This window comes from Stutzerimonas stutzeri (assembly GCF_002890895.1).
Lineage (GTDB): Bacteria > Pseudomonadota > Gammaproteobacteria > Pseudomonadales > Pseudomonadaceae > Stutzerimonas > Stutzerimonas stutzeri_AB.
Genome location: NZ_POUL01000001.1, coordinates 633071 through 652442, shown reverse-complemented (window position 1 = coordinate 652442; position 19372 = coordinate 633071). Strand labels below are relative to the sequence as shown.

General features: G+C 61.8%; 19 protein-coding genes and 1 pseudogene. 10 read left to right on the top strand and 10 right to left on the bottom strand.

Annotated elements, in window-relative coordinates; genetic code table 11:
• Window positions 1-108 (top strand): annotated as a pseudogene (locus tag CXK96_RS20885) (IS110 family transposase); the annotation flags it as partial.
• Window positions 109-243: 135 nt separating this feature from the next.
• On the opposite strand, the gene guaD reads toward CXK96_RS20885, so the two are convergent.
• The 4 genes from guaD to xdhA form a co-directional block, all read right to left on the bottom strand.
• Entirely contained in the window at window positions 244-1551 is a 1308-nt protein-coding gene (gene guaD, locus CXK96_RS03050) for a guanine deaminase (RefSeq protein WP_102835009.1), read from the bottom strand.
• Between the two features lie 126 nt (window positions 1552-1677).
• Window positions 1678-2532, bottom strand: a complete 855-nt coding sequence (xdhC, locus tag CXK96_RS03045; RefSeq protein WP_102835008.1) for a xanthine dehydrogenase accessory protein XdhC — start codon at window positions 2530-2532, stop codon at window positions 1678-1680.
• Window positions 2533-2662: 130 nt separating this feature from the next.
• Complete coding sequence (gene xdhB, locus CXK96_RS03040) at window positions 2663-5053, bottom strand: xanthine dehydrogenase molybdopterin binding subunit (protein ID WP_102835007.1); 2391 nt, start codon at window positions 5051-5053, stop codon at window positions 2663-2665.
• Window positions 5046-6485 (bottom strand): xanthine dehydrogenase small subunit, encoded by a 1440-nt coding sequence (gene xdhA / locus CXK96_RS03035; protein ID WP_102835006.1) that lies wholly within the window; start codon window positions 6483-6485, stop codon window positions 5046-5048. Before xdhA ends, xdhB begins: the two co-directional genes overlap by 8 nt.
• Before the next feature lie 462 nt (window positions 6486-6947).
• Here xdhA and CXK96_RS03030 point away from each other — a divergent pair, with 462 nt between their 5' ends.
• Entirely contained in the window at window positions 6948-8042 is a 1095-nt protein-coding gene (locus CXK96_RS03030) for a calcium:proton antiporter (protein WP_102835005.1), read from the top strand.
• A 25-nt stretch (window positions 8043-8067) separates the two neighbouring features.
• Window positions 8068-8592 carry a nucleoside 2-deoxyribosyltransferase gene (locus CXK96_RS03025; RefSeq protein ID WP_102835004.1) on the top strand — a complete coding sequence of 175 codons (525 nt, stop codon included), beginning with the start codon at window positions 8068-8070 and terminating at the stop codon, window positions 8590-8592.
• A 184-nt stretch (window positions 8593-8776) separates the two neighbouring features.
• Here the strand turns inward: CXK96_RS03025 and CXK96_RS03020 are convergent, their stop codons facing one another.
• The 6 genes from CXK96_RS03020 to CXK96_RS02995 all read right to left on the bottom strand — a co-directional run bounded on the left by CXK96_RS03020 (window position 8777) and on the right by CXK96_RS02995 (window position 15354).
• Window positions 8777-10132, bottom strand: a complete 1356-nt coding sequence (locus CXK96_RS03020; RefSeq protein ID WP_102835003.1) for an 8-oxoguanine deaminase — start codon at window positions 10130-10132, stop codon at window positions 8777-8779.
• A gap of 205 nt (window positions 10133-10337) precedes the next feature.
• Window positions 10338-11039: an ABC transporter ATP-binding protein gene (locus tag CXK96_RS03015; RefSeq protein ID WP_102835002.1), complete on the bottom strand. Its 702-nt coding sequence runs from the start codon at window positions 11037-11039 to the stop codon at window positions 10338-10340.
• 2 nt (window positions 11040-11041) lie between these two features.
• On the bottom strand, window positions 11042-11809 hold the full coding sequence (gene livG / locus CXK96_RS03010; RefSeq protein ID WP_102835001.1) for a high-affinity branched-chain amino acid ABC transporter ATP-binding protein LivG: 768 nt from the start codon (window positions 11807-11809) through the stop codon (window positions 11042-11044).
• Window positions 11806-13062, bottom strand: a complete 1257-nt coding sequence (locus CXK96_RS03005) for a high-affinity branched-chain amino acid ABC transporter permease LivM (RefSeq protein ID WP_102835000.1) — start codon at window positions 13060-13062, stop codon at window positions 11806-11808. Before CXK96_RS03005 ends, livG begins: the two co-directional genes overlap by 4 nt.
• Window positions 13059-13982 (bottom strand): high-affinity branched-chain amino acid ABC transporter permease LivH, encoded by a 924-nt coding sequence (gene livH / locus CXK96_RS03000; protein WP_045425061.1) that lies wholly within the window; start codon window positions 13980-13982, stop codon window positions 13059-13061. The genes CXK96_RS03005 and livH overlap by 4 nt, the downstream gene beginning before the upstream one ends.
• A 253-nt stretch (window positions 13983-14235) precedes the next feature.
• A complete protein-coding gene (locus CXK96_RS02995; protein ID WP_102834999.1) occupies window positions 14236-15354 on the bottom strand; it encodes a branched-chain amino acid ABC transporter substrate-binding protein in 1119 nt (372 codons plus the stop codon).
• A 201-nt stretch (window positions 15355-15555) separates the two neighbouring features.
• Between CXK96_RS02995 and CXK96_RS02990 the strand changes: the two genes are divergently transcribed.
• The 7 genes from CXK96_RS02990 (at window position 15556) to CXK96_RS02960 (ending at window position 19371) form a co-directional block, all read left to right on the top strand.
• Window positions 15556-15873 (top strand): DUF2288 domain-containing protein, encoded by a 318-nt coding sequence (locus CXK96_RS02990; RefSeq protein ID WP_102834998.1) that lies wholly within the window; start codon window positions 15556-15558, stop codon window positions 15871-15873.
• A gap of 139 nt (window positions 15874-16012) precedes the next feature.
• Entirely contained in the window at window positions 16013-17428 is a 1416-nt protein-coding gene (gene atpD, locus CXK96_RS02985; RefSeq protein ID WP_102834997.1) for a F0F1 ATP synthase subunit beta, read from the top strand.
• Complete coding sequence (locus CXK96_RS02980; RefSeq protein WP_102834996.1) at window positions 17425-17883, top strand: F0F1 ATP synthase subunit epsilon; 459 nt, start codon at window positions 17425-17427, stop codon at window positions 17881-17883. The genes atpD and CXK96_RS02980 overlap by 4 nt, the downstream gene beginning before the upstream one ends.
• Window positions 17867-18142 carry an AtpZ/AtpI family protein gene (locus CXK96_RS02975; RefSeq protein WP_102834995.1) on the top strand — a complete coding sequence of 92 codons (276 nt, stop codon included), beginning with the start codon at window positions 17867-17869 and terminating at the stop codon, window positions 18140-18142. Before CXK96_RS02980 ends, CXK96_RS02975 begins: the two co-directional genes overlap by 17 nt.
• The gene (locus tag CXK96_RS02970) at window positions 18139-18426 is read left to right on the top strand and encodes an ATP synthase subunit I (RefSeq protein WP_102834994.1); all 288 of its coding nucleotides are present in this window, start codon (window positions 18139-18141) and stop codon (window positions 18424-18426) included. Before CXK96_RS02975 ends, CXK96_RS02970 begins: the two co-directional genes overlap by 4 nt.
• Window positions 18423-19085, top strand: coding sequence for a F0F1 ATP synthase subunit A (locus CXK96_RS02965; protein WP_102834993.1), 663 nt, complete (start codon window positions 18423-18425; stop codon window positions 19083-19085). Before CXK96_RS02970 ends, CXK96_RS02965 begins: the two co-directional genes overlap by 4 nt.
• A gap of 46 nt (window positions 19086-19131) precedes the next feature.
• Window positions 19132-19371: a F0F1 ATP synthase subunit C gene (locus CXK96_RS02960; RefSeq protein WP_219807516.1), complete on the top strand. Its 240-nt coding sequence runs from the start codon at window positions 19132-19134 to the stop codon at window positions 19369-19371.
• The last annotated feature ends 1 nt before the right edge of the window (window position 19372 follow it).

The window sequence follows — 19372 nt, the reverse complement described above, 5'->3', positions numbered from 1 at the left end:
TCCGGAAAACAAATCGTCTGTGCAGCGATGCGCAAGCTGCTGCACATCGCCTATGGGGTACTTAAATCGGGCCAGCGTTTCGACCCTCAACTGGCCCTTGCTCGGTAATGGGGAAGACGGTATCTACGAGCGCCGGCGGTGGCTTCGACCGTAGGGTGGATCACGCTCCATCGATCCACGCGTTAGATCACGCAGGTTGCGTAGCTGGCGAGACGATTGATCATCGCGCTTGCGATCTGTTATTCACGATGCCTTTTGGTGCACCGAAACCCCGGCGGCGTAGGTTGCCTTCACGGCGCGGTCGTCGCCAAGGATCATCAGAGCGAAGAGTTTTTCCTGCAGCGTGGTGGCCTGGCTTAGGCGGTAGTCGATCAGGGGAGTCGCCTTGTAATCGAGCACCACGAAGTCGGCATCCTTGCCAGGCTGCAGGTTGCCGATCTTGTCGTCCAGATACAGCGCTCGCGCTCCGCCAAGTGTGGCGAGATACAACGCCTTGAACGCATCGAGTTTCTGACCCTGCAGCTGCAATACCTTGTAAGCCTCGTTGAGGCTCTGCAGTTGCGAGAAGCTGGTGCCGCCGCCGACGTCCGTGCCCAGACCCACCCTCACGCCGTAGCCTTCTAGCTTCGCCAGATCGAACAGGCCGCTGCCGAGGAACAGGTTGGACGTGGGGCAGAAGGCCACGGCCGAGCCGGTCTCGCCGAGGCGTTTGCATTCGTCATCACAGAGGTGGATGCCGTGGGCGAAGACCGAGCGCGCGCCGATCAGACCGTGATGGTCGTAGACGTCCAGGTAACCCTTACGCTCGGGGAACAGCTCCTTGACCCACTCCACTTCCTGCTTGTTCTCGGAAATGTGCGTGTGCATGTACAGGTCGGGGTATTCGGCAAACAGCTTGCCGGCCAGCGTCAGTTGTTCTGGCGTGCTGGTCGGGGCGAAACGCGGCGTCACGGCGTAATGCAGACGGCCTTTGCCATGCCAGCGTTCGATCAGCGCTTTGCTGTCGGCATAGCCGGACTCGGCCGTGTCGGTGAGAAAGTCCGGCGCATTGCGGTCCATCAGCACCTTGCCGGCAATCATCCGCAGATTGAGTTTTTCTGCCGCTTCGAAGAAGGCATCCACCGACTGCTTGTGCACCGTGCCGAACACCAGCGCGGTGGTGGTGCCGTTGCGCAGCAGCTCGCCGAGGAACAGATCGGCCTGTTGGCGAGCATGCGCCATGTCACTGAAACGCCCTTCGTTAGGGAAGGTGTAGGTTTCCAGCCAGTCCAGCAGTTGCGTGCCATAGGAGCCGATGACGCCGACCTGCGGGTAATGAATGTGGGTGTCGATGAAACCGGGGGTGATCAGCGCGTCAGGGTATTCGACCACCTCGGTGCCGGCTTTCAGGGTTGGAAGCAGGTCAGCCGCACTGCCGATCTGAGCAATCTTTCCATCCTCGACAACCAACAGGCCGTCTTCGAAATACTCGTGAGATTGCTCGATACCCACCTCGCGCGGATCGGCGAGGCAGTGGAGCAGGGCGGCACGGTAGGCTTTTGCTTGGGGCATGGTGAGTCTCGGAATCGTTGTGTAGAGGACATTCGTCGATGTGGAAGGCCGCATCGAGGCGGAGCGTTTAGCCGAGCTGTTTTCGGCTAAACGCGGGGGCGCTTCTCACAAAAAGGCGCGGCTCGATCAGCCGTTCTGCGAGCGGCGCGAGGCGGGCACCAGCATGGGCACCGGCTTTGCGCCGTCCGCGGCTTTCTCACCGCTCTTTTCACCGAAATGGGCGTTGTAGGTGGCGATCACTTCGCCAGCGATGGATACCGCAATTTCGACCGGCAGCTTTCCCTTCACTTCGGCGATACCCATCGGGCAGCGCATGCGTTGCACGGTGTCTGGCTGGAAGCCACGGTCACGCAGACGGTGTTCGAACTTGGCGCGCTTGCTCTTCGAGCCGATCAGCCCGTAGTAGGTGAAATCGTTGCGTTCGAGGATGGCCGCGGTTAGCTCCAGGTCGAGTTGATGGTTGTGCGTCATAACGATGAAGTAGCTGCCTGCCGGCATCTCGGCCACCTCGTCGACCACCTCGTCGTTGACCACTTTCTCCACGCCCGCAGGAATATGGGCCGGGAATTCGCTTTCGCGCGAATCGATCCAGCGCACCTTGCACGGCAGACTGGCAAGTAGCGGCACCAGTGCGCGGCCAACGTGGCCGGCACCGAACACCGCAATATGCGCCTGCGGTTGGCCCATGGGTTCGAACAGCAGCACGGTGGCGCCGCCACAGCACTGGCCGAGGCTCGCGCCCAGGGAAAAGCGTTCCAGCCGCGTATCACGCACGCGGTTTTCAAGCATCTCCCGCGCAATTGCCTGTGCCTTGTATTCCAGATGGCCGCCGCCGATGGTGTCGTACAGGCGCTCGCGGCTGACCACCATCTTCGAGCCCGCATTGCGCGGCGTCGAGCCGCGCTCTTCGATGATGGTGACCAGCACGCAGGGTTCGCCTTGTTGCTGCAGGTCGGCGAGTGCTTCGATCCAGCTGTTCATCTCGTTCTCCGATGCCGTATGGCATGCGCGTATTCATGTCGTCGGTGACCGGGTCGCAAGCAGCGCTTGCTCCTACAGGTTGCGGTGGCAGGTTGTAGGAGCAGGCTCTGCCTGCGACCGGTGCAGCGCGTCAGGCCGGGGTGGTCTCCGTGGCGCTTGGCACCGCGGCGGTCCGCTTCAACTTGCGCATCTGCTCCACGCCCCAGAGCACCCGCTCGGGCGTCGCCGGCGCGTCGATCTTCGGCTGCGCCTTGTAGTCCGCCAGGCTAGCGACGGCATCCTTGATCGCACACCAGACCGAGATGCCGAGCATGAACGGCGGCTCACCCACTGCCTTGGAGTGGAACACGGTGTCCTCCGGATTCTTGCGGTTCTCCACCAGTTTGACCCGCAGATCCAGCGGCATGTCCGCCACGGCCGGTACCTTGTAGCTCGCTGGGCCGCTGGTCATCAGCTTGCCCTTGTCGTTCCACACCAGCTCCTCCATGGTCAGCCAGCCCATGCCCTGAACGAAGCCGCCTTCCACCTGGCCGATGTCGATGGCCGGGTTCAGCGAGGCGCCGACGTCATGCAGGATGTCGCTGCGCAGCATCTTGTACTCGCCGGTCAGGGTGTCGACGATCACTTCCGAGCATGCCGCGCCATAGGCGAAGTAGTAGAACGGCCGGCCGCGCGCCTGGCTGCGGTCGTAGTAGATCTTCGGCGTGCGGTAGAAACCGGTGGACGACAGCGAGACCTGGCCGAAATAGGCCTGCTGGATCAGCTCGTCAAAGGAGACGTACTGGTCACGGATGCGGACCTGACCGTTCTTGAACTCCACATCCTCTTCAGTGACTTTGAAGTGCCTTGCGGCAAACTCGATCAGGCGTTGCTTGATGGTTTGCGCCGCGTTTTGCGCTGCCTTGCCGTTCAGGTCGGTGCCGCTGGAAGCAGCGGTTGGCGAGGTGTTCGGCACTTTATCGGTGTTGGTCGCGGTGATCTGGATACGGTCGATGTCGACCTGGAACACTTCGGCCACGACCTGCGCGACCTTGGTGTTCAGGCCCTGGCCCATCTCGGTGCCGCCGTGGTTCAGGTGGATGCTGCCATCGGTGTAAACGTGCACCAGCGCGCCGCCCTGATTGAGGAAGCTGGCGGTAAAGCTGATGCCGAACTTCACTGGGGTCAGTGACAGACCCTTCTTCAGGATCGGGCTCTTGGCATTGAACGCGCGGATCTCTTCGCGGCGCTTGGCATACTCGCTGCTGGCCTCGAGCTCTGCGGTCATTTCCTCGAGCATGTTGTGCTCGACCGTCTGGTAGTAAGGCGTGACGTTGCGCTCGGTCTTGCCGTAGTAGTTGCGCTTGCGCACATCGAGCGGGTCCTTGCCCAGCTCCCGCGCGACCGTGTCCATGATCTCTTCGATGGCAACCATGCCTTGCGGGCCGCCGAAGCCGCGGTAGGCGGTGTTCGATGCGAGATTGGTCTTGCAGCGATGGCCGTTGATGGTGGCGTCGCCCAGGTAATAGGCGTTGTCGGAGTGGAACATGGCGCGGTCGACGATGGAGCCGGAGAGGTCCGGCGAGTAGCCGCAGTTGCCGGCCAGGTCGATCTCGATGCCGTGCAGCAGGCCGTCATCATCGAAGCCGACGTCGTACTCGACATAGAAGGGGTGACGCTTGCCGGTCATGGTCATGTCTTCCATGCGTGGCAGACGCATCTTGGTCGGGCGCCCGGTGAGGTGTGCAATCACGGCGCACATGCACGCGGGGCCTGCGGCCTGGGTCTCCTTGCCGCCGAAGCCGCCGCCCATGCGGCGCATGTCGATGACGATCTTGTTCATCGAGACGCCGAGCACCTCGGATACCAGCTTCTGCACCTCGGTGGGGTTCTGCGTCGAGGTGTAGACGATCATGCCGCCGTCCTCGGTGGGCATCACCGAAGAAACCTGAGTCTCCAGGTAAAAATGTTCCTGCCCGCCAATGTGCAGGCTGCCTTGCAGGCGACGCGGTGCACTGGCCAGTGCGCTGGTCGAATCGCCACGCTTGTGGGTGTGGCTGTCGAGTACGAAGTGCTTTTTGCGCAAGGCATCGACCACGTCGATCACCGGTTCCAGATCTTCATACTCAATGATCGCGGCCATGGCGGCTTTACGTGCGGTTTCCAGGCTGTCGGCAGCGACGGCAATCACCGGCTGGCCAACATACTCTACCTTGCCGTCGGCCAGCAGCGGATCACCGGGCATGACCGCACCGATATCCAGCTGACCCGGCACATCCTGAGCGGTGATGGCGATCGCAACACCGGGTACGGCGTAGCAGGGGGCCGTGTCGATGCGCACGATCCGGGCATGGGCGCGGTCGCTCATGCGGGCGTAGATGTGCAGCTGATTGGGGAATTCCAGACGGTCGTCGACATACACCGCCTCGCCAGTGACATGTTTGGGCGCGCTGTCGTGCTTGACGCTGCGGCCGACGCCGGTGACCAGGTCCTGTTTGAACAGGGCGGCGATTTCTTCCTGGGTTTTGGTTTGCTTATGCATATGCGGTCACCCTTGTCTCGGCTTCCGGGCTTTGTTGCTCGAGGAAGCATTTGCGCAGCAGGTTCTGTGCGACCAGCAGGCGGTATTCGCGGCTGGCACGGAAGTCGGTCAGTGGCGTGAAGTCCTTCCCGAGCGCCTCGCAAGCACGCTCGATGGTGTCGGCATTGAACGGCGCGCCGATCAGCGCGCGCTCGCAGGCCACAGCGCGTTTCGGAATGGCCGCCATGCCGCCGAAGGCGACGCGGGCATCGTCGATCAGGCCGTCTTCGAGCTTCAGGTCAAAGGCCGCACAGACGGCAGAGATGTCATCGTCGAGGCGCTTGGAGACCTTGTAGGCGCGGAACACCCGGTTCGGCTGGGCGCGCGGCACGATGATCTTCTCGATGAATTCACCTTGCTCGCGAGCGGTGACCTTGTAGTCGATGAAGTAATCCTGCAGCAGCAGGGTGCGGTTGTTATTGCCTTTGCGCAGCACCACTTGCGCACCCAGCGCGATCAGAAGGGGTGGCGAATCACCGATGGGCGACGCGTTGCCGATGTTGCCACCCAGGGTGCCCTGGTTGCGGATCTGCAAAGAGGCGAAGCGGTGCAGCAACTCGCCGAAGTCCGGGTATTCCTCTGCCAGCACTTCATAGCAATCGGTCAGCGGTGTGGCTGCGCCGATCTCGATGCCCTTGTCGGTGACCTCGACTTTCTTCATCTCGGCAATGTGGCCGACGTAAATCATCACCGGCAATTCGCGGTGGAACTGGGTGACTTCAAGCGCAAGGTCGGTGCCGCCGGCGAGCAGGCGTGCGTCCGGGTTGGCGCTGTAGATATCGGCGAGATCACCTACGTTCAGTGGCGATAGACAGCGCTTGTCGCCGCTGTTCAGCTCGGCGGTTTCGCTGGGTGCGATGGCTTTCAGCTGGGCGATGGTGTCGGCTTCGCGCGCATCGAATTGGTCCGGCTGCTTACCGCAGCAGGCCTGCTCCGCGGCTTCCAGAATCGGGCGGTAGCCGGTGCAGCGGCAGAGGTTGCCGGCCAGCGCTTCATGGGTGTCGGCCTTGTCGTAACCGTCCGCCGATTTTTGCAAGGCAAACAGGCTCATGACGAAGCCGGGCGTGCAGAAGCCGCATTGCGAGCCATGGCAGTCGACCATGGCTTGCTGGACGCAGTGCAGCTCGCCCTGGTGCTTGAGGTCTTCGACGGTGATCAGCTGCTTGCCGTGCAAGGCGGAGACGAAGGTCAGGCAGGAATTGAGCGTGCGGTAGCGCAGGCGATCTCCGTTTAGCTCGCCGACCACAACGGTGCAGGCACCGCAGTCTCCGGAAGCGCAGCCTTCTTTGGTGCCGGATTTACCGCGGTATTCGCGCAGGTATTCCAACACGGTGGTATTCGGATCGAGTGTCTGCTCACGGCGCAGTTCTCGATTGAGAAGAAACTGGATCAAGGCGGGCCTCCGGGGCGTTTTTGTTCTGGGCTCTGGCGGTGGAAATTAGCGTTATCTGACTTTTCGGTCAAGAAATTACTGACTCAAAAGTCAATGCGTCCGATGGGCCGTTCCTGACTGACCCCGATTGCCGCCACAAAGCCGGGCCGAACATGCCTAGAGTGTGGCTCAGGCTGGCTGCTCCTGCTGCTTGCGACGACAGGCGTGGGATTCGGCGCAGCTGGGAGCGCTATTGGGATGGCTGCTGCGACCGGCCCTCCCTTATGCCGCATACGCCATCAAGTTCAACCATCACCAAATTGAATGCAAAAAGCTGACCAATGGGACAACTACCGAAGCTGCCCGAGAATCTGGCTGCCTTCAATAACTGTATTGGTCGCCGCCGATCCGGTTAGGCGCACGAATGGGGATATTTGCCAGGGATTGGTGCGTCGGAGCTTCAGGCCCCAAGAGAATTACAAGATGTTGCAGAGATTCAAAGAGGAGACCTACCTCATCGTCGCGCTGCTGGTAGCAGTGCTCGCGTACGTGTTTGAAGAGAGCTTTCTGCACGGTGGCCGCACGATTGCGATGATCAGCACGGCGGTGCTTGTGCTAGTCATCGTGTTGGCCTCGGTACGCGTCGCTCACCATGCCGAAGTGCTTGCCGAAAAGGTCGGTGACCCCTACGGAACCATGATTCTCACGCTTTCGGCCGTGCTGGTGGAGGTCGTCATCCTCGGCATCATGATGTCGCACGAGCCATCACCGACCCTGGTGCGTGACACCATCTACGCAGCGGTAATGCTCGACCTCAATGGCATTCTCGGGCTGGCTGCGCTGATGGGCGGGCTGCGGCACGGCGAGCAACCCTACAACGACGATTCCGCGCGGACCTACAGCGTGATGATCCTCACCGCGATGGGCGTCTCTATGGTCGTTCCTGAGTTCATTCCGCAGGAAGACTGGCGTCTGTACTCGGCCTTTACCATTGGCGCGATGCTACTGCTGTACGGCGTGTTTCTGCGGATGCAGGTTGGCGCGCACAGTTACTTCTTCAGCTATAGCTACCCGGAGAAGAAGCGTCGCCGCAACGAGCACTCGGCAACTACCCAGGCGTCAGGCAGTGCCGGGCCATCGATCGCCATGCTCTGTGTCGGCGTGGTGATCATTGGCGCGCTGGCCGAGGTGATGTCGCAGACGATGAAGGTGAGCCTGGTCGGAACCGGTGCACCGCCTATGCTGGCAGCCCTGTTGGTGGCAGCTATCGCGGCCGCGCCGGAAATTCTGACCGCCTTGCGCGCCGCGTTGGCCAACCGTATGCAGGCAGTGGTCAACATTGCGCTTGGCGCCTCGCTGTCCACGGTGATCCTGACGGTCCCAATCATGGAGGCCATGGCGCTGTATAGTGGCCAGCCATTTCAGATGGCGATGACGCCGGTGCAGACAACCATGGTGTTGATCACCATCATCGTCGCGGCTATCAACCTGAACGACGGCGAAACCAACGCGATCGAGGGCATGACCCACTTCGTGCTGTTCGCTACCTTCATCATGCTTTCGCTGATCGGGCTGTGACCCCTCTCAGCAGGATGGAACCTCAATGACGTTGCGCATCTATCTCGCTGGCCCCGCTGTATTTCGGCCTGATGCCATTGAGCATGGTGAGCGGCTCAAGGCCTTGTGTGCCGAGTTCGGCTTCATCGGTCTGTATCCGCTGGATAAGCAGGTGCCGAACGAGATCGAGTTGCCGCGTGAGCAGGCGGCCTGGATCTACCGGGCCAATCTGGAATTGCTCGGTCAGGCCGATGCGGTGCTTGCCGATCTGAACTTCTTTCGCGGTGGTGAGCCGGACAGCGGCACCAGTTTCGAAGTCGGTTATGCCGCCGCTCAGGGCAAGCCGATCTATGGCTATCTGGACGGGGAGGGCAGCTATGCCGAGCGTCTGCAGCGCCAGCATCCACAGCTTTGTGGCGTGTCCGGTCTCGATTGCGATGGGCTGCAACTGGAAGCGTTCGACCTGCCCGTGAACTTGATGCTGGCTGTGCCCGCTACGCTGATTTGCGGTGGGCCGCGTGAGGCTCTGCAATGCATGGCCAAGGCGCTGCGCCCAGCCCCGCATGCCTAGTCGCGCCTGAGCAAACTGGCCGTCGGCCCTGGCGCGGCAGTTTGCTTTTGACGGGCGTGTTTGCGCTCAAGATTGGCGAATCGAAGAACTGAGAAGCTGACTGCTCAGTCCTGACGCCGGCGAGCGTCGCTGCTCGCCGGTCATACGACTCGCCAGTCTTTTGAGCGAAACCTCAGCGTTGGGACTAGCCCGCGATCAATTCGCGGGCGGCCTGGCTGTGGTTGGCGATCAGTCCGGCCACGTCAAGGCCTTCGATTTGGCCGTCCACCACCCGCCACTGGCCGCCCACCATCACCCGGTCGGCCCGGTCAGCGCCGCACAGCAGCAGCGCGGAGATCGGGTCGTGGCTACCGGAGAAACGCAGCTCGTCGAGCTTGAACAGGGCCAGATCGGCCTGCTTGCCCACCGCCAATTCACCCACATCGTGACGACCCAGCAGCCGTGCCGAACCGCGCGTGGCCCAACCCAGGGCCCGCTCTGGCGTGATCTCTTCTGCACCGTAGCGCAGACGCTGGATGTATAGCGCCTGCCTGGCTTCAAGAATCATGTTGGAGGCGTCGTTGGAGGCCGAACCATCCACGCCAAGACCGATTGGCGCGCCTGCCGCTTCCAGCGCGACGGTGGGGCAAATGCCCGACGCCAGTCGCATGTTGGAGCATGGGCAATGGCAGATGCCGGTGCCGGCCGCGCCGAGGCGGGCAATTTCGTCCTCGTTGAAGTGAATGCCATGCGCCAACCAGGTGCGCTCCGATAGCCAGCCGACGCTGTCCAGATAATCCACCGTGCGCAGGCCGAAGCGCTGCAGGCAGAACTCTTCTTCGTCCAGGGTTTCGGCCAGGTGCGTGTGCAGGCGCACGTCGTGCTGTTCAGCCAGAGCGGCGCTAGCGCGCATGATTTCCGGTGTAACTGAAAACGGCGAGCAGGGCGCAAGGCCGATCTGGATCTGCGCGCCGGCGCCGCGCTCGTGATAGCGGCCGATCAACCGTTCGCTGTCTTCCAGGATCGCTTCGGCCGTCTGCACGGTGTGTTGCGGCGGCAGCCCACCGTCGGCTTCACCCAGGCTCATGGAGCCGCGGGTCAGCATGGCGCGCATGCCCAACTCGCGAACAACGTCGATCTGCACGTCGATGGCGTTTTCCAGGCCATCCGGGAACAGGTAGTGGTGATCGGCCGCGGTGGTGCAGCCGGACAACAGCAATTCGGCGAGCGCGACCTTGCTGGCGAGCGCCAGGCGATCCGGCGTCAGGCGTGCCCAGACCGGATAGAGCGTCTTCAGCCAGGGGAATAGGGGCTGATTGACCACAGGGCCCCAGGCTCGCGTGAGGGTCTGATAGAAGTGGTGGTGCGTGTTGATCAGCCCTGGCAACACGACGTGCTCACGGGAATCGAAGGTGCTGTCGACAGGCGTCGAGGGCGATTGCCCGGCGTCGAGCATTTCGACAATCACGCCATGCTCGATCACCAACCCGCCGGGGGCTTTCTGATCGTTCGAGGTGTAGAGGGCGAGGGGGTTCTTGATCCAGATACGGCTGGCAGTCATGGCCGGCTTCTCCTGAGTTGAGTTCAGAAATGAGCCAGCTCAGTTATGCCCTGTCTGCTGATCCAGGGGTCTCGTCGAGACGCCCAGATGGGTGTCGGGTAAGACGCGACGCAGAGCACGATAAAGGCCCGGCCCTCGCTTGTCATCCCCTGCGTGCGCGCATGAAAAAACCGGGCATTTGCCCGGCTCCTTCGTTTGCCTCGATTCAGCCGCCCAGGTAGGCGTCGCGAACCTTGGGGTTGACCAGCAACTCTTCGCCGCTGCCCTGCATGACGATGTGACCGTTCTCCAGCACGTAAGCCCGGTCGGCCAACTTCAGCGCCTGGTTGGCGTTCTGCTCGACCAGGAAGATGGTTACGCCATCTCTGCGCAGCTGTTCGATGATGTCGAAGATCTGCTGGATGATGATTGGCGCCAGTCCCAGCGACGGCTCGTCGAGCAGCAGCAACTTGGGCTTGCTCATCAATGCACGGGCAATGGCGAGCATCTGTTGCTCACCGCCGGACATAGTGCCGCCACGCTGCTGGAAACGCTCCTTGAGTCGTGGAAACAGCAACAGCACCTTGTCCAGTTGCTCCTGGAAGTCCGCCTTGTTGGTGAAGAACCCACCCATGGCCAGGTTTTCCTCGACCGTCAGCCGAGCAAAGATGCGCCGCCCTTCGGGTACCACGGCAATGTCCTTGCGCATGATGTCGAAGGTTTGCTTGCCGACCAGCTCCTCGCCCTCGAAGCGGATGCTGCCTTCGGATGCCATGGGCGTACCGCAAAGCGTCATCAGCAGGGTCGACTTGCCGGCGCCGTTGGCGCCGATCAGGGTGACGATCTCGCCCTTGCGGACTTCCACGTTGACGTTATGCAGGGCCTGGATCTTGCCGTAAAAGGTCGAGACGTTTTCAAAATACAGCATGGTTAAGCCTCTCCCAGATAGGCTTTGATCACGTCCGGATTGTCACGAATCTGCTCCGGCGTGCCGTCAGCCAGCGGACAGCCCTGGTTGATCACCACGATATGGTCGGAGATGCTCATGACCAGCTTCATGTCGTGCTCAATGAGCAGAACCGTCACGTTGTGCTGGTCACGCAGCATGCCGATCAGCGCTTTCAGGTCTTCGGTTTCCTTCGGGTTCAAACCCGCTGCCGGCTCGTCGAGCATGAGGATGCGCGGACGCGTCATCATGCAGCGCGCGATTTCCAGACGGCGTTGCTGGCCATAGGCAAGGGTGCCGGCCGGGCGGTTGGCAATGTCGGTCAGGTTGACCTGATCGAGCCAGTGCGCGGCGAAATCCATTGCCTGGCGCTCACTCTTGCGAAACGCCTTGGTCTTCAACAGGCCGGACAGAAAGCCCGTGTTCAGGTGCCGATGTTGGGCGACCAACAAGTTTTCGATGGCGGTCATGTCCTTGAACAGGCGAACGTTCTGGAATGTCCGCACCACGCCCTTGCGGGCGATCTTGTGGCCGGGCAGGCCCTGGATCGCTTCGCCGTCGAGCAGGATCTTGCCGTCGGTGGGCTGGTAGAAGCCGGTCAGGCAGTTGAATACCGTGGTCTTGCCGGCACCGTTGGGGCCGATCATCGAGACCACTTGTTTTTCATGTACGGTCAGGCCCACCCCGTTGACGGCCAGAAGGCCGCCGAAGCGCATGGTCAGGCCGCTTACTTCGAGAATCGGGCGGCTCATCGCTTCAGCTCCATATGGGGGCGTTGCATGGGCAGCAGCCCCTGCGGACGCCAGATCATCATCAGCACCATCAAGGCGCCGAACATCAGCATGCGGTACTCGCTGAACTCACGCATCAGTTCAGGCAGCAGGATCATCACGATGGCGGCGAGAATCACCCCCAACTGCGAGCCCATGCCGCCCAGTACGACGATGGCGAGGATGATGGCCGATTCGATGAAGGTGAACGACTCCGGTGACACCAGTCCCTGGCGCGCCGCGAAGAAGCTGCCGGCGAAGCCCGCGAACGTCGCACCGAGGGTAAACGCGGAAAGCTTGATCACCGTGGGGTTCATGCCCAGCGCACGGCAGGCGATCTCATCTTCACGCAAGGCTTCCCAGGCGCGGCCGATAGGCATGCGCAGCAGGCGGTTGATGACGAACAGTGTCAGCAGCACCAGCAGCACGGCAATCAGATAGAGGAAGATCACCTTGTTGATCGACTGATATTCAAAGCCGAAGAACTCGTGGAACGTCTGCATGCCCTCGGCCGCACGACGGTCGAACGAGAGGCCGAACAGTGTTGGTTTATCGATGCCGCTGATGCCATTGGGTCCGCCGGTAAGATCGGTCATGTTACGCAGCAACAGACGGATGATCTCACCGAAGCCCAAGGTTACGATCGCCAGGTAATCCCCGCGCAGACGCAGCACTGGGAAGCCCAGCAGGAAACCGAACAGCGCGGCCATGGCACCAGCAATCGGCAACGCGACCCAGAACCCGATCCCGTAATAATGCGAGAGGAGGGCATAGGTATAAGCGCCAACGGCATAGAACCCGACGTAACCAAGATCCAGCAAGCCGGCCAGGCCTACCACGATGTTCAAGCCGAGGCCGAGCATCACGTAGATCAGGATCAATGTGGCGATATCCACCGCGCCGCGCGAGCCGAAGAACGGCCACACAAGCGCCAGCAGAATCAGGCCAATGATGATGTAGCGCTGGGTCGACGGCAGGGTCAGAAAGTTGCCCGCACCGGCCGGTACTCGCGGCAGGTTGGGGGTCGCCGCCCAGCCGGCCGCCGCGTGATGACGGAACAGCTGCCAGAAGAACATCGCCACGGCGCAGGCCGCGATGATCCAGAACGTCGTCGCGTCGCTGCCATGAACTTCGAGGCGAATGCCGACGGTGGTGAGTTTCAGGCCGAACACCGGTACCGCTACAGCGAATACCAGCAGTGCGCTGAAAAAGGCGGTGCGCAGATTGCGAGTCATACCTTTTCAACCTCCGGACGGCCGAGAATGCCGGTCGGACGGAACAGCAGCACCAGTACCAGCAGGCTGAACGCGACCACATCCTTGTATTGATCACCAAAGATATCGGCGCCGAACGCTTCGGCTACACCCAACACCAGACCGCCGAGCATGGCGCCCGGGATGCTGCCGATACCGCCAAGCACCGCAGCAGTAAAGGCTTTGATGCCGGCCAAGAAGCCGATGTGCGGGTTGATCACGCCGTATTGCATGCTGATCAGAACGGCTGCAACGGCCGCCAGCGCAGCGCCGATGACGAAAGTCAGGGCGATGATGCTGTTGGTGTTGATGCCGAGCAGGTTGGCCATCTTCAAATCTTCGGCGCAGGCACGGCAGGCGCGGCCCAGTCGAGAGCGGGAGATGAACAGCGTCAGACCCATCATGGCAATGATGGTGACGACAAAGATCAACACCTGCATGTAGGAAATCACCACCCCGTTCATGGCGCTTTCACCAAAGATGAAGTTGCCGGGCATCAGGTTGGGGATAGCCTTGTCTTTGGAGTCCTGGGAAAGCAGGACGACGTTCTGCAGGAAGATCGACATGCCGATCGCGGAGATCAGCGGGATCAACCGGTTGCTGCCGCGTAGCGGTCGATAGGCGACCCGCTCGATGCTGTAGCCATAGGCGCTGGTGACGATCATGGCGGCTGCGAACGCGCCGATCATCAGGATCGGCAGCGAATCGAGCCCCATCATGGTCAGCCCGACGATGGCGATAAAGGTGACATACGACCCGATCATGTACACCTCGCCGTGGGCGAAGTTGATCATGCCGATGATGCCGTAGACCATCGTGTAACCGATGGCTATCAAGGCATAGGTGCTGCCAACGGTCAGGCCGTTGATCAGCTGTTGGAAGTAGTGGTAAAGCTCAGGCATTACGTTCTCCTGAACACCCGCAGCCGTGCTTGCCGCCAATGCGGACCTGCTTCGAAAACGCTGCAGGGAGAATGCAGCGCCGTGGACTCGGTGCGGATCACGCACCTACCTGTCGAGGCGGGCCAGTTCTACAGGCCACTCGCTTGGTTGAAAGTGTTGCTGGGCGTCCCGTGCTTGTGGCCGGGTTGGCTCCGATCAGCTAAAACAAAGCCCACGGCGGATGCCGTGGGCTCTGGGTCGGTTGGTTATAGGTTCACTTGGCTTCGGTCTTGGTGCCGTCCTGGTGCCATTCGTAAACCACGAAGTTGAAGTCTTTCAGGTCGCCCTTCTCGTCGAACGAGAGGTTGCCGGTCGGAGTGTCGAAGGTGTTGCTGCGCAGGGCTTCGGCCACCTTGGCGGTGTCGGTGCTGCCGGCTTTCTCGATACCCTCGGCAATGACTTGAACAGCGGCGTAGGCCGGGAACACGAACGGGCCGCTCGGGTCCTGCTTCTTCGCCTTGAATGCGTCGACCAGCTTCTGGTTGCGCGGATCCTGATCGAACGACTTCGGCAGGGTGACCAGCAGGCCTTCGGAAGCCGGGCCGGCAATGGCGGAGATTTCCTTGTTGCCTACGCCTTCAGGGCCCATGAAGCGGACATTCAGGCCCTTTTCCTTCGCTTGACGCAGCAGCAGGCCCAGCTCTGGGTGATAGCCGCCGTAGTAGACGAAGTCGACATTCTCCTGCTTGAGCTTGGAAATCATCGAGGAGAAGTCCTTGTCGCCAGCGTTGATGCCTTCGAACAGGCCAACCTTGACGCCTTTCTTCTCCAGGGTTTCCTTGACCGCGGTCGCGATCCCTTCGCCGTACTGCTGCTTGTCATGGATGACAGCCACATTCTTCGGCTTGACGGTGTCAGCGATGAAGTTACCGGCAGTCGGACCCTGCAGGCTGTCCAGACCGATGGTACGGAAAACCAGCTCGTAGCCACGGGACGTGATGTCCGGGCTGGTCGACGCCGCGGTGATCATCAGAATGCCTTCGTCTTCGTAAATGTCGGACGCCGGCTGGGTGGAGCTGGAGCAGAGGTGACCCACGACGAAGCTGACCTCGTCGTTAACGATCTTGTTGGCAACCGCTACGGCCTGCTTGGGGTCGCAGGCGTCGTCATAGACGATCCCTTCAAGCTGCTGACCGTTGACGCCCCCTTCCTTGTTGATTTGCTCGATGGCCATCTGGGCACCGATGAACTGCATGTCCCCGTACTGCGCGACAGCCCCGGTAACCGGACCGGCCAGGCCGATCTTGATGTTGTCGGCGGCCAGCGTGTAGCTCGCTGCACCCGTCAAAGCGATAGCCATGAATAGTTTCGAAAGACGCTGCTTGGTCTTCATATGTGCTCCACTTGCATCATTATTGTTTGGATCCTGCGGGCTGCAGTGTCGTTAAGGGCTCAACGTCCCCAAACGGTACGGCAACTGTACCGGCACAGTGTAGAAGCGTCAGCACCTGTTTGCACAGTCAGGATTTCCATCCGGTTGATGAGATTCACCCGAGCGCTATCATTGCGCCCTTTAAGGGAACGGGCGGGTCTCATGAGCGAAGATTCAAGCACTCTCTATGCCAAGCTACTGGGCGAAACCGCGTCGATTACCTGGCAGGAACTGCAGCCGTTCTTCGCTCGTGGCGCGCTATTGCGTGTCGCCAGCGAGGCCGATCTCATCGAAGCGGCGCTGGCCGTCACTCAAGACGACCGCGACACGGTAACCAAGTGGCTGGCGAATGGCCAGCTGGCCAAGCTGGATGAAAGCCAGGCACGTGACTGGCTGACGCGCGATCCTCAGTTATGGGCCGTGGTGGTAGCGCCGTGGGTGCTGGTCCAGGAGCGAGCCGTGCGACCGTCCCGGCACTGATCCAACGCGCTGCACCGAAACGGGGCGCCGGAAAGTAAATGCCTAGGCAGGCGGGGCAGGCACCAAGCGAGTAGAGTGATTGCGGTTGCCGGCTGGCTTGGCAATCATCCGTTACAGGCATGGCTGCGGAGATACCGATGTGACGGCGTCGCTCGAGGGACGGATCAGCACAGTGCGCGGAGCGGTAATCGACGTGGTTTTCACCACGGGCTTGCCCGCGATTGGCGACGCGCTCGATGTCATGCGGGACGACGCTGAGCCCCTGTTGGTTGAGGTGCAGGCGCACCTTAGCGAGCGCACGGTACGCTGCATTGCACTGGGCGCTACCGCCGGGCTACCACGAGGTGGCAGAGTCCTGTCGCGCGGTGGCCCGCTCAGTGTGCCGGTGGGCCAAGCCGTATTGGGACGCTTGCTGGACGTCAGCGGGCGGCCCGGTGACAAGGGAGAAACACTGCCGGACGACGTCCCCCGTCGGCCGATCCTGCGCACGCCGCCTCCGCTCGCAGCCCAAAGCGTCGGCCGCGAACTGTTCGCCACTGGCATCAAGGTCATCGACCTGCTGACACCGCTGGTGCAGGGCGGCAAAGCGGCGATGTTCGGCGGCGCCGGCGTCGGCAAGACCGTTCTGGTAATGGAGCTGATTCACGCCATGGCCGAGCGCTACCAGGGCATCTCGGTATTCGCTGGCGTCGGAGAACGCTCCCGGGAAGGCCACGAGTTGCTGCAGGATATGCGCGACTCCGGGGTGCTCGACCAGACGGTGTTGGTTTACGGGCAGATGAGCGAACCCCCCGGTGCGCGCTGGCGTGTCCCGCTGACTGCGCTGAGCATCGCCGAGTACTTCCGCGACGAGCGCCGGCAGAACGTTCTGCTGCTGATGGATAACGTGTTTCGCTTCGTACAGGCCGGCGCCGAAGTCTCAGGGTTGCTCGGGCGTCTGCCGTCGCGGGTAGGTTATCAACCAACCCTGGCCGATGAGGTGGCGGCGCTGCAGGAGCGCATCGTGTCGGTGAACGGGGTGGCAGTGACGGCCATCGAAGCGGTGTATGTGCCCGCCGATGATTTCACCGATCCCGCCGTGACCGCGCTGGCGGCGCACATGGATAGCATGGTCGTCCTCTCACGCAGCATGGCCGCTCAGGGCATGTACCCCGCAGTGGACCCAATCGCCTCGTCTTCGATCATGCTCGATCCGCTGGTCGTTGGTCAGGCGCACGTCGATATCGCGATCGAGGTACGCCGCAGCATCGAGCACTATCGCAGCCTGCAGGACGTAATTTCGCTGCTTGGCGTCGAGGAGTTGGGCGTAGATGACCGGCTGATCGTCAGCCGAGCGCGGCGCCTGCAGCGCTTCCTGACGCAACCCTTTGCCGTGACCGAAGCCTTTACCGGCATGCCAGGCTGCTCGGTCAGTTTGGACGAGACCTTATCGGGTTGCCGAGCGATCCTGGCTGGAGAGTGCGACCACTGGCAGGAAAGTTCGCTCTATATGGTTGGCAGCTTGGAGCAGGCAAGAGCCAAGGAAGAGCGTCTTGGCGCGGGGAGCAAACCGTGACCCGGTGCTTGCGTCTGCAGATCAGCACGCCACAGCAGCTACTGCTGGAGCTGGATGACGTGGTCTCGTTTCGCGGCGAGGATGCCAGTGGGTGCTTTGGTCTGCTGGCCGGTCACGAGGACTTTCTTACCGTGCTGCAGCCGACGGTGCTGCGTTGGCGGCGAGCCAGTGGCGAGCAGGGATTTTGCGCAGTCCAGGGTGGTGTACTCAGTCTCAGTCGGCAGGTCCTGCGTGTAGCCTGTCGTGATGGCATCGTCGACACTCGGCTCGAAAAGCTTGAGGCGGGCGTGCACCGGGCGCAGCAAACGCAGGTCGAGAGCGGACGCCAGACGCGCGTGGAGCATGTCCGCTTGCACACCCATGCGGTGCGGCAGCTGGTGCGCTATCTGCGGCCGGCACAGGGCATCGAACCACCGCTCGATCCGCTGGGAGAGCAGCATGAAAGACCAGCGTGAGGCCCTGCGCGAAGCGACCCGGCGGGCGGTTGAGCGCGCCGAGCAGGCCGAGCGGGATCCGGAACCGTCCCTGGCACGGCGCCTGGCTCAGATAGGCGTGCTGGGTTGGGCCATCGTGCTTCCGCTGTTGTTGGGGCTGTTCATCGGTCGCTGGGTCGACCGCCTGTTGGGCACTGGCGTGACCTTTGCTGCAGCGCTGCTCTGCTTGGGTGCGGCGCTTGGTTTATGGTCCGCCTGGCGCTGGATGCACCGCCAATGACCGGCTTGCCGCTTTTTACAGTGCTCTGGCACATCGGCTGTGGTCTGCTGGCCGGCGCCTTGGCCGGCGCTGTGCACTTCCGCCTGCTGGAGCTGAACGTGCGCCTGTTTCTCTCGGGGCGCGCCGGAGTGGCGCTGCTGCTGCAGCTGACGCGCCTGGCCGCCACGGTGGCAGTGCTGGTCGTTCTGGCGCGCCTCGGCGCATGGGCGGTGCTCGCCGGTGGCGTCGGAGTGGTGCTGGCCCGGCAGCGGGCACTGCATCAGTCTTGGAGTAAGAGTCGATGAGTCCATCATCCCCGCTGGAGAGTGCACTGCTGTTTGAGCTCGGGCCGATGCGGGTCAGCACGGCTGTGGCGGTGACCTGGCTGCTGATGTTGGTGCTGGCCACCGGCAGCTGGGTGCTGACCAGGCGCCTTTCTCTTCGCCCCACTGCGATGCAGAGCCTGCTCGAGTTGCTGGTCGAGACCCTCGACGGACAGATTCGCGACACCATGCAGAGCAGTCCGGAGCTATACCGGGCGCTGATCGGCAGCCTGTTCATCTTCATCCTTGCCGCCAACTGGTCATCGCTGATACCCGGCGTCGACCCCCCCACCGCGGTGCTGGAGACGGACACAGCCCTGGCGCTGGTCGTGCTGGCAGCCAGCATTGGCTACGGTATCGCTGTCAAGGGCTTGGGCGGCTACCTGCGCACCTTTGCCGAGCCGAGCTGGGTAATGATTCCTCTGAATATCGTCGAGCAGCTGACACGTACCTTTTCGCTGATCGTGAGGCTGTTCGGCAACATCATGAGCGGCGTGTTCGTCATTGGCATCGCCTTGTCACTGGCCGGTCTGCTGGTGCCCATTCCGTTCATGGCATTGGACCTGCTTACCGGCGCCATTCAGGCCTATATCTTCAGCGTCTTGGCAATGGTCTTCATTGGCGCCGCCGTTGCACGGTAAATGCCCCGCTCAACTGCATTCTTATTGGAGGTGCACATTGGACAATATGATCGAAATCGTCAGCATCATCGCCGCGGCCATCGCCGTTTCGTTCGGTGCGATCGGGCCGGCGCTGGCGGAAGGGCGTGCGGTGGCGGCGGCCATGGACGCCATCGCCCGTCAGCCAGAATCTGCCGGCACGCTGTCGAGAACGCTGTTTGTCGGCTTGGCGATGATCGAAACCATGGCCATCTATTGTCTGGTTATCGCGGTGCTGGTGCTGTTCGCTAACCCGTTCATTCAGTGAG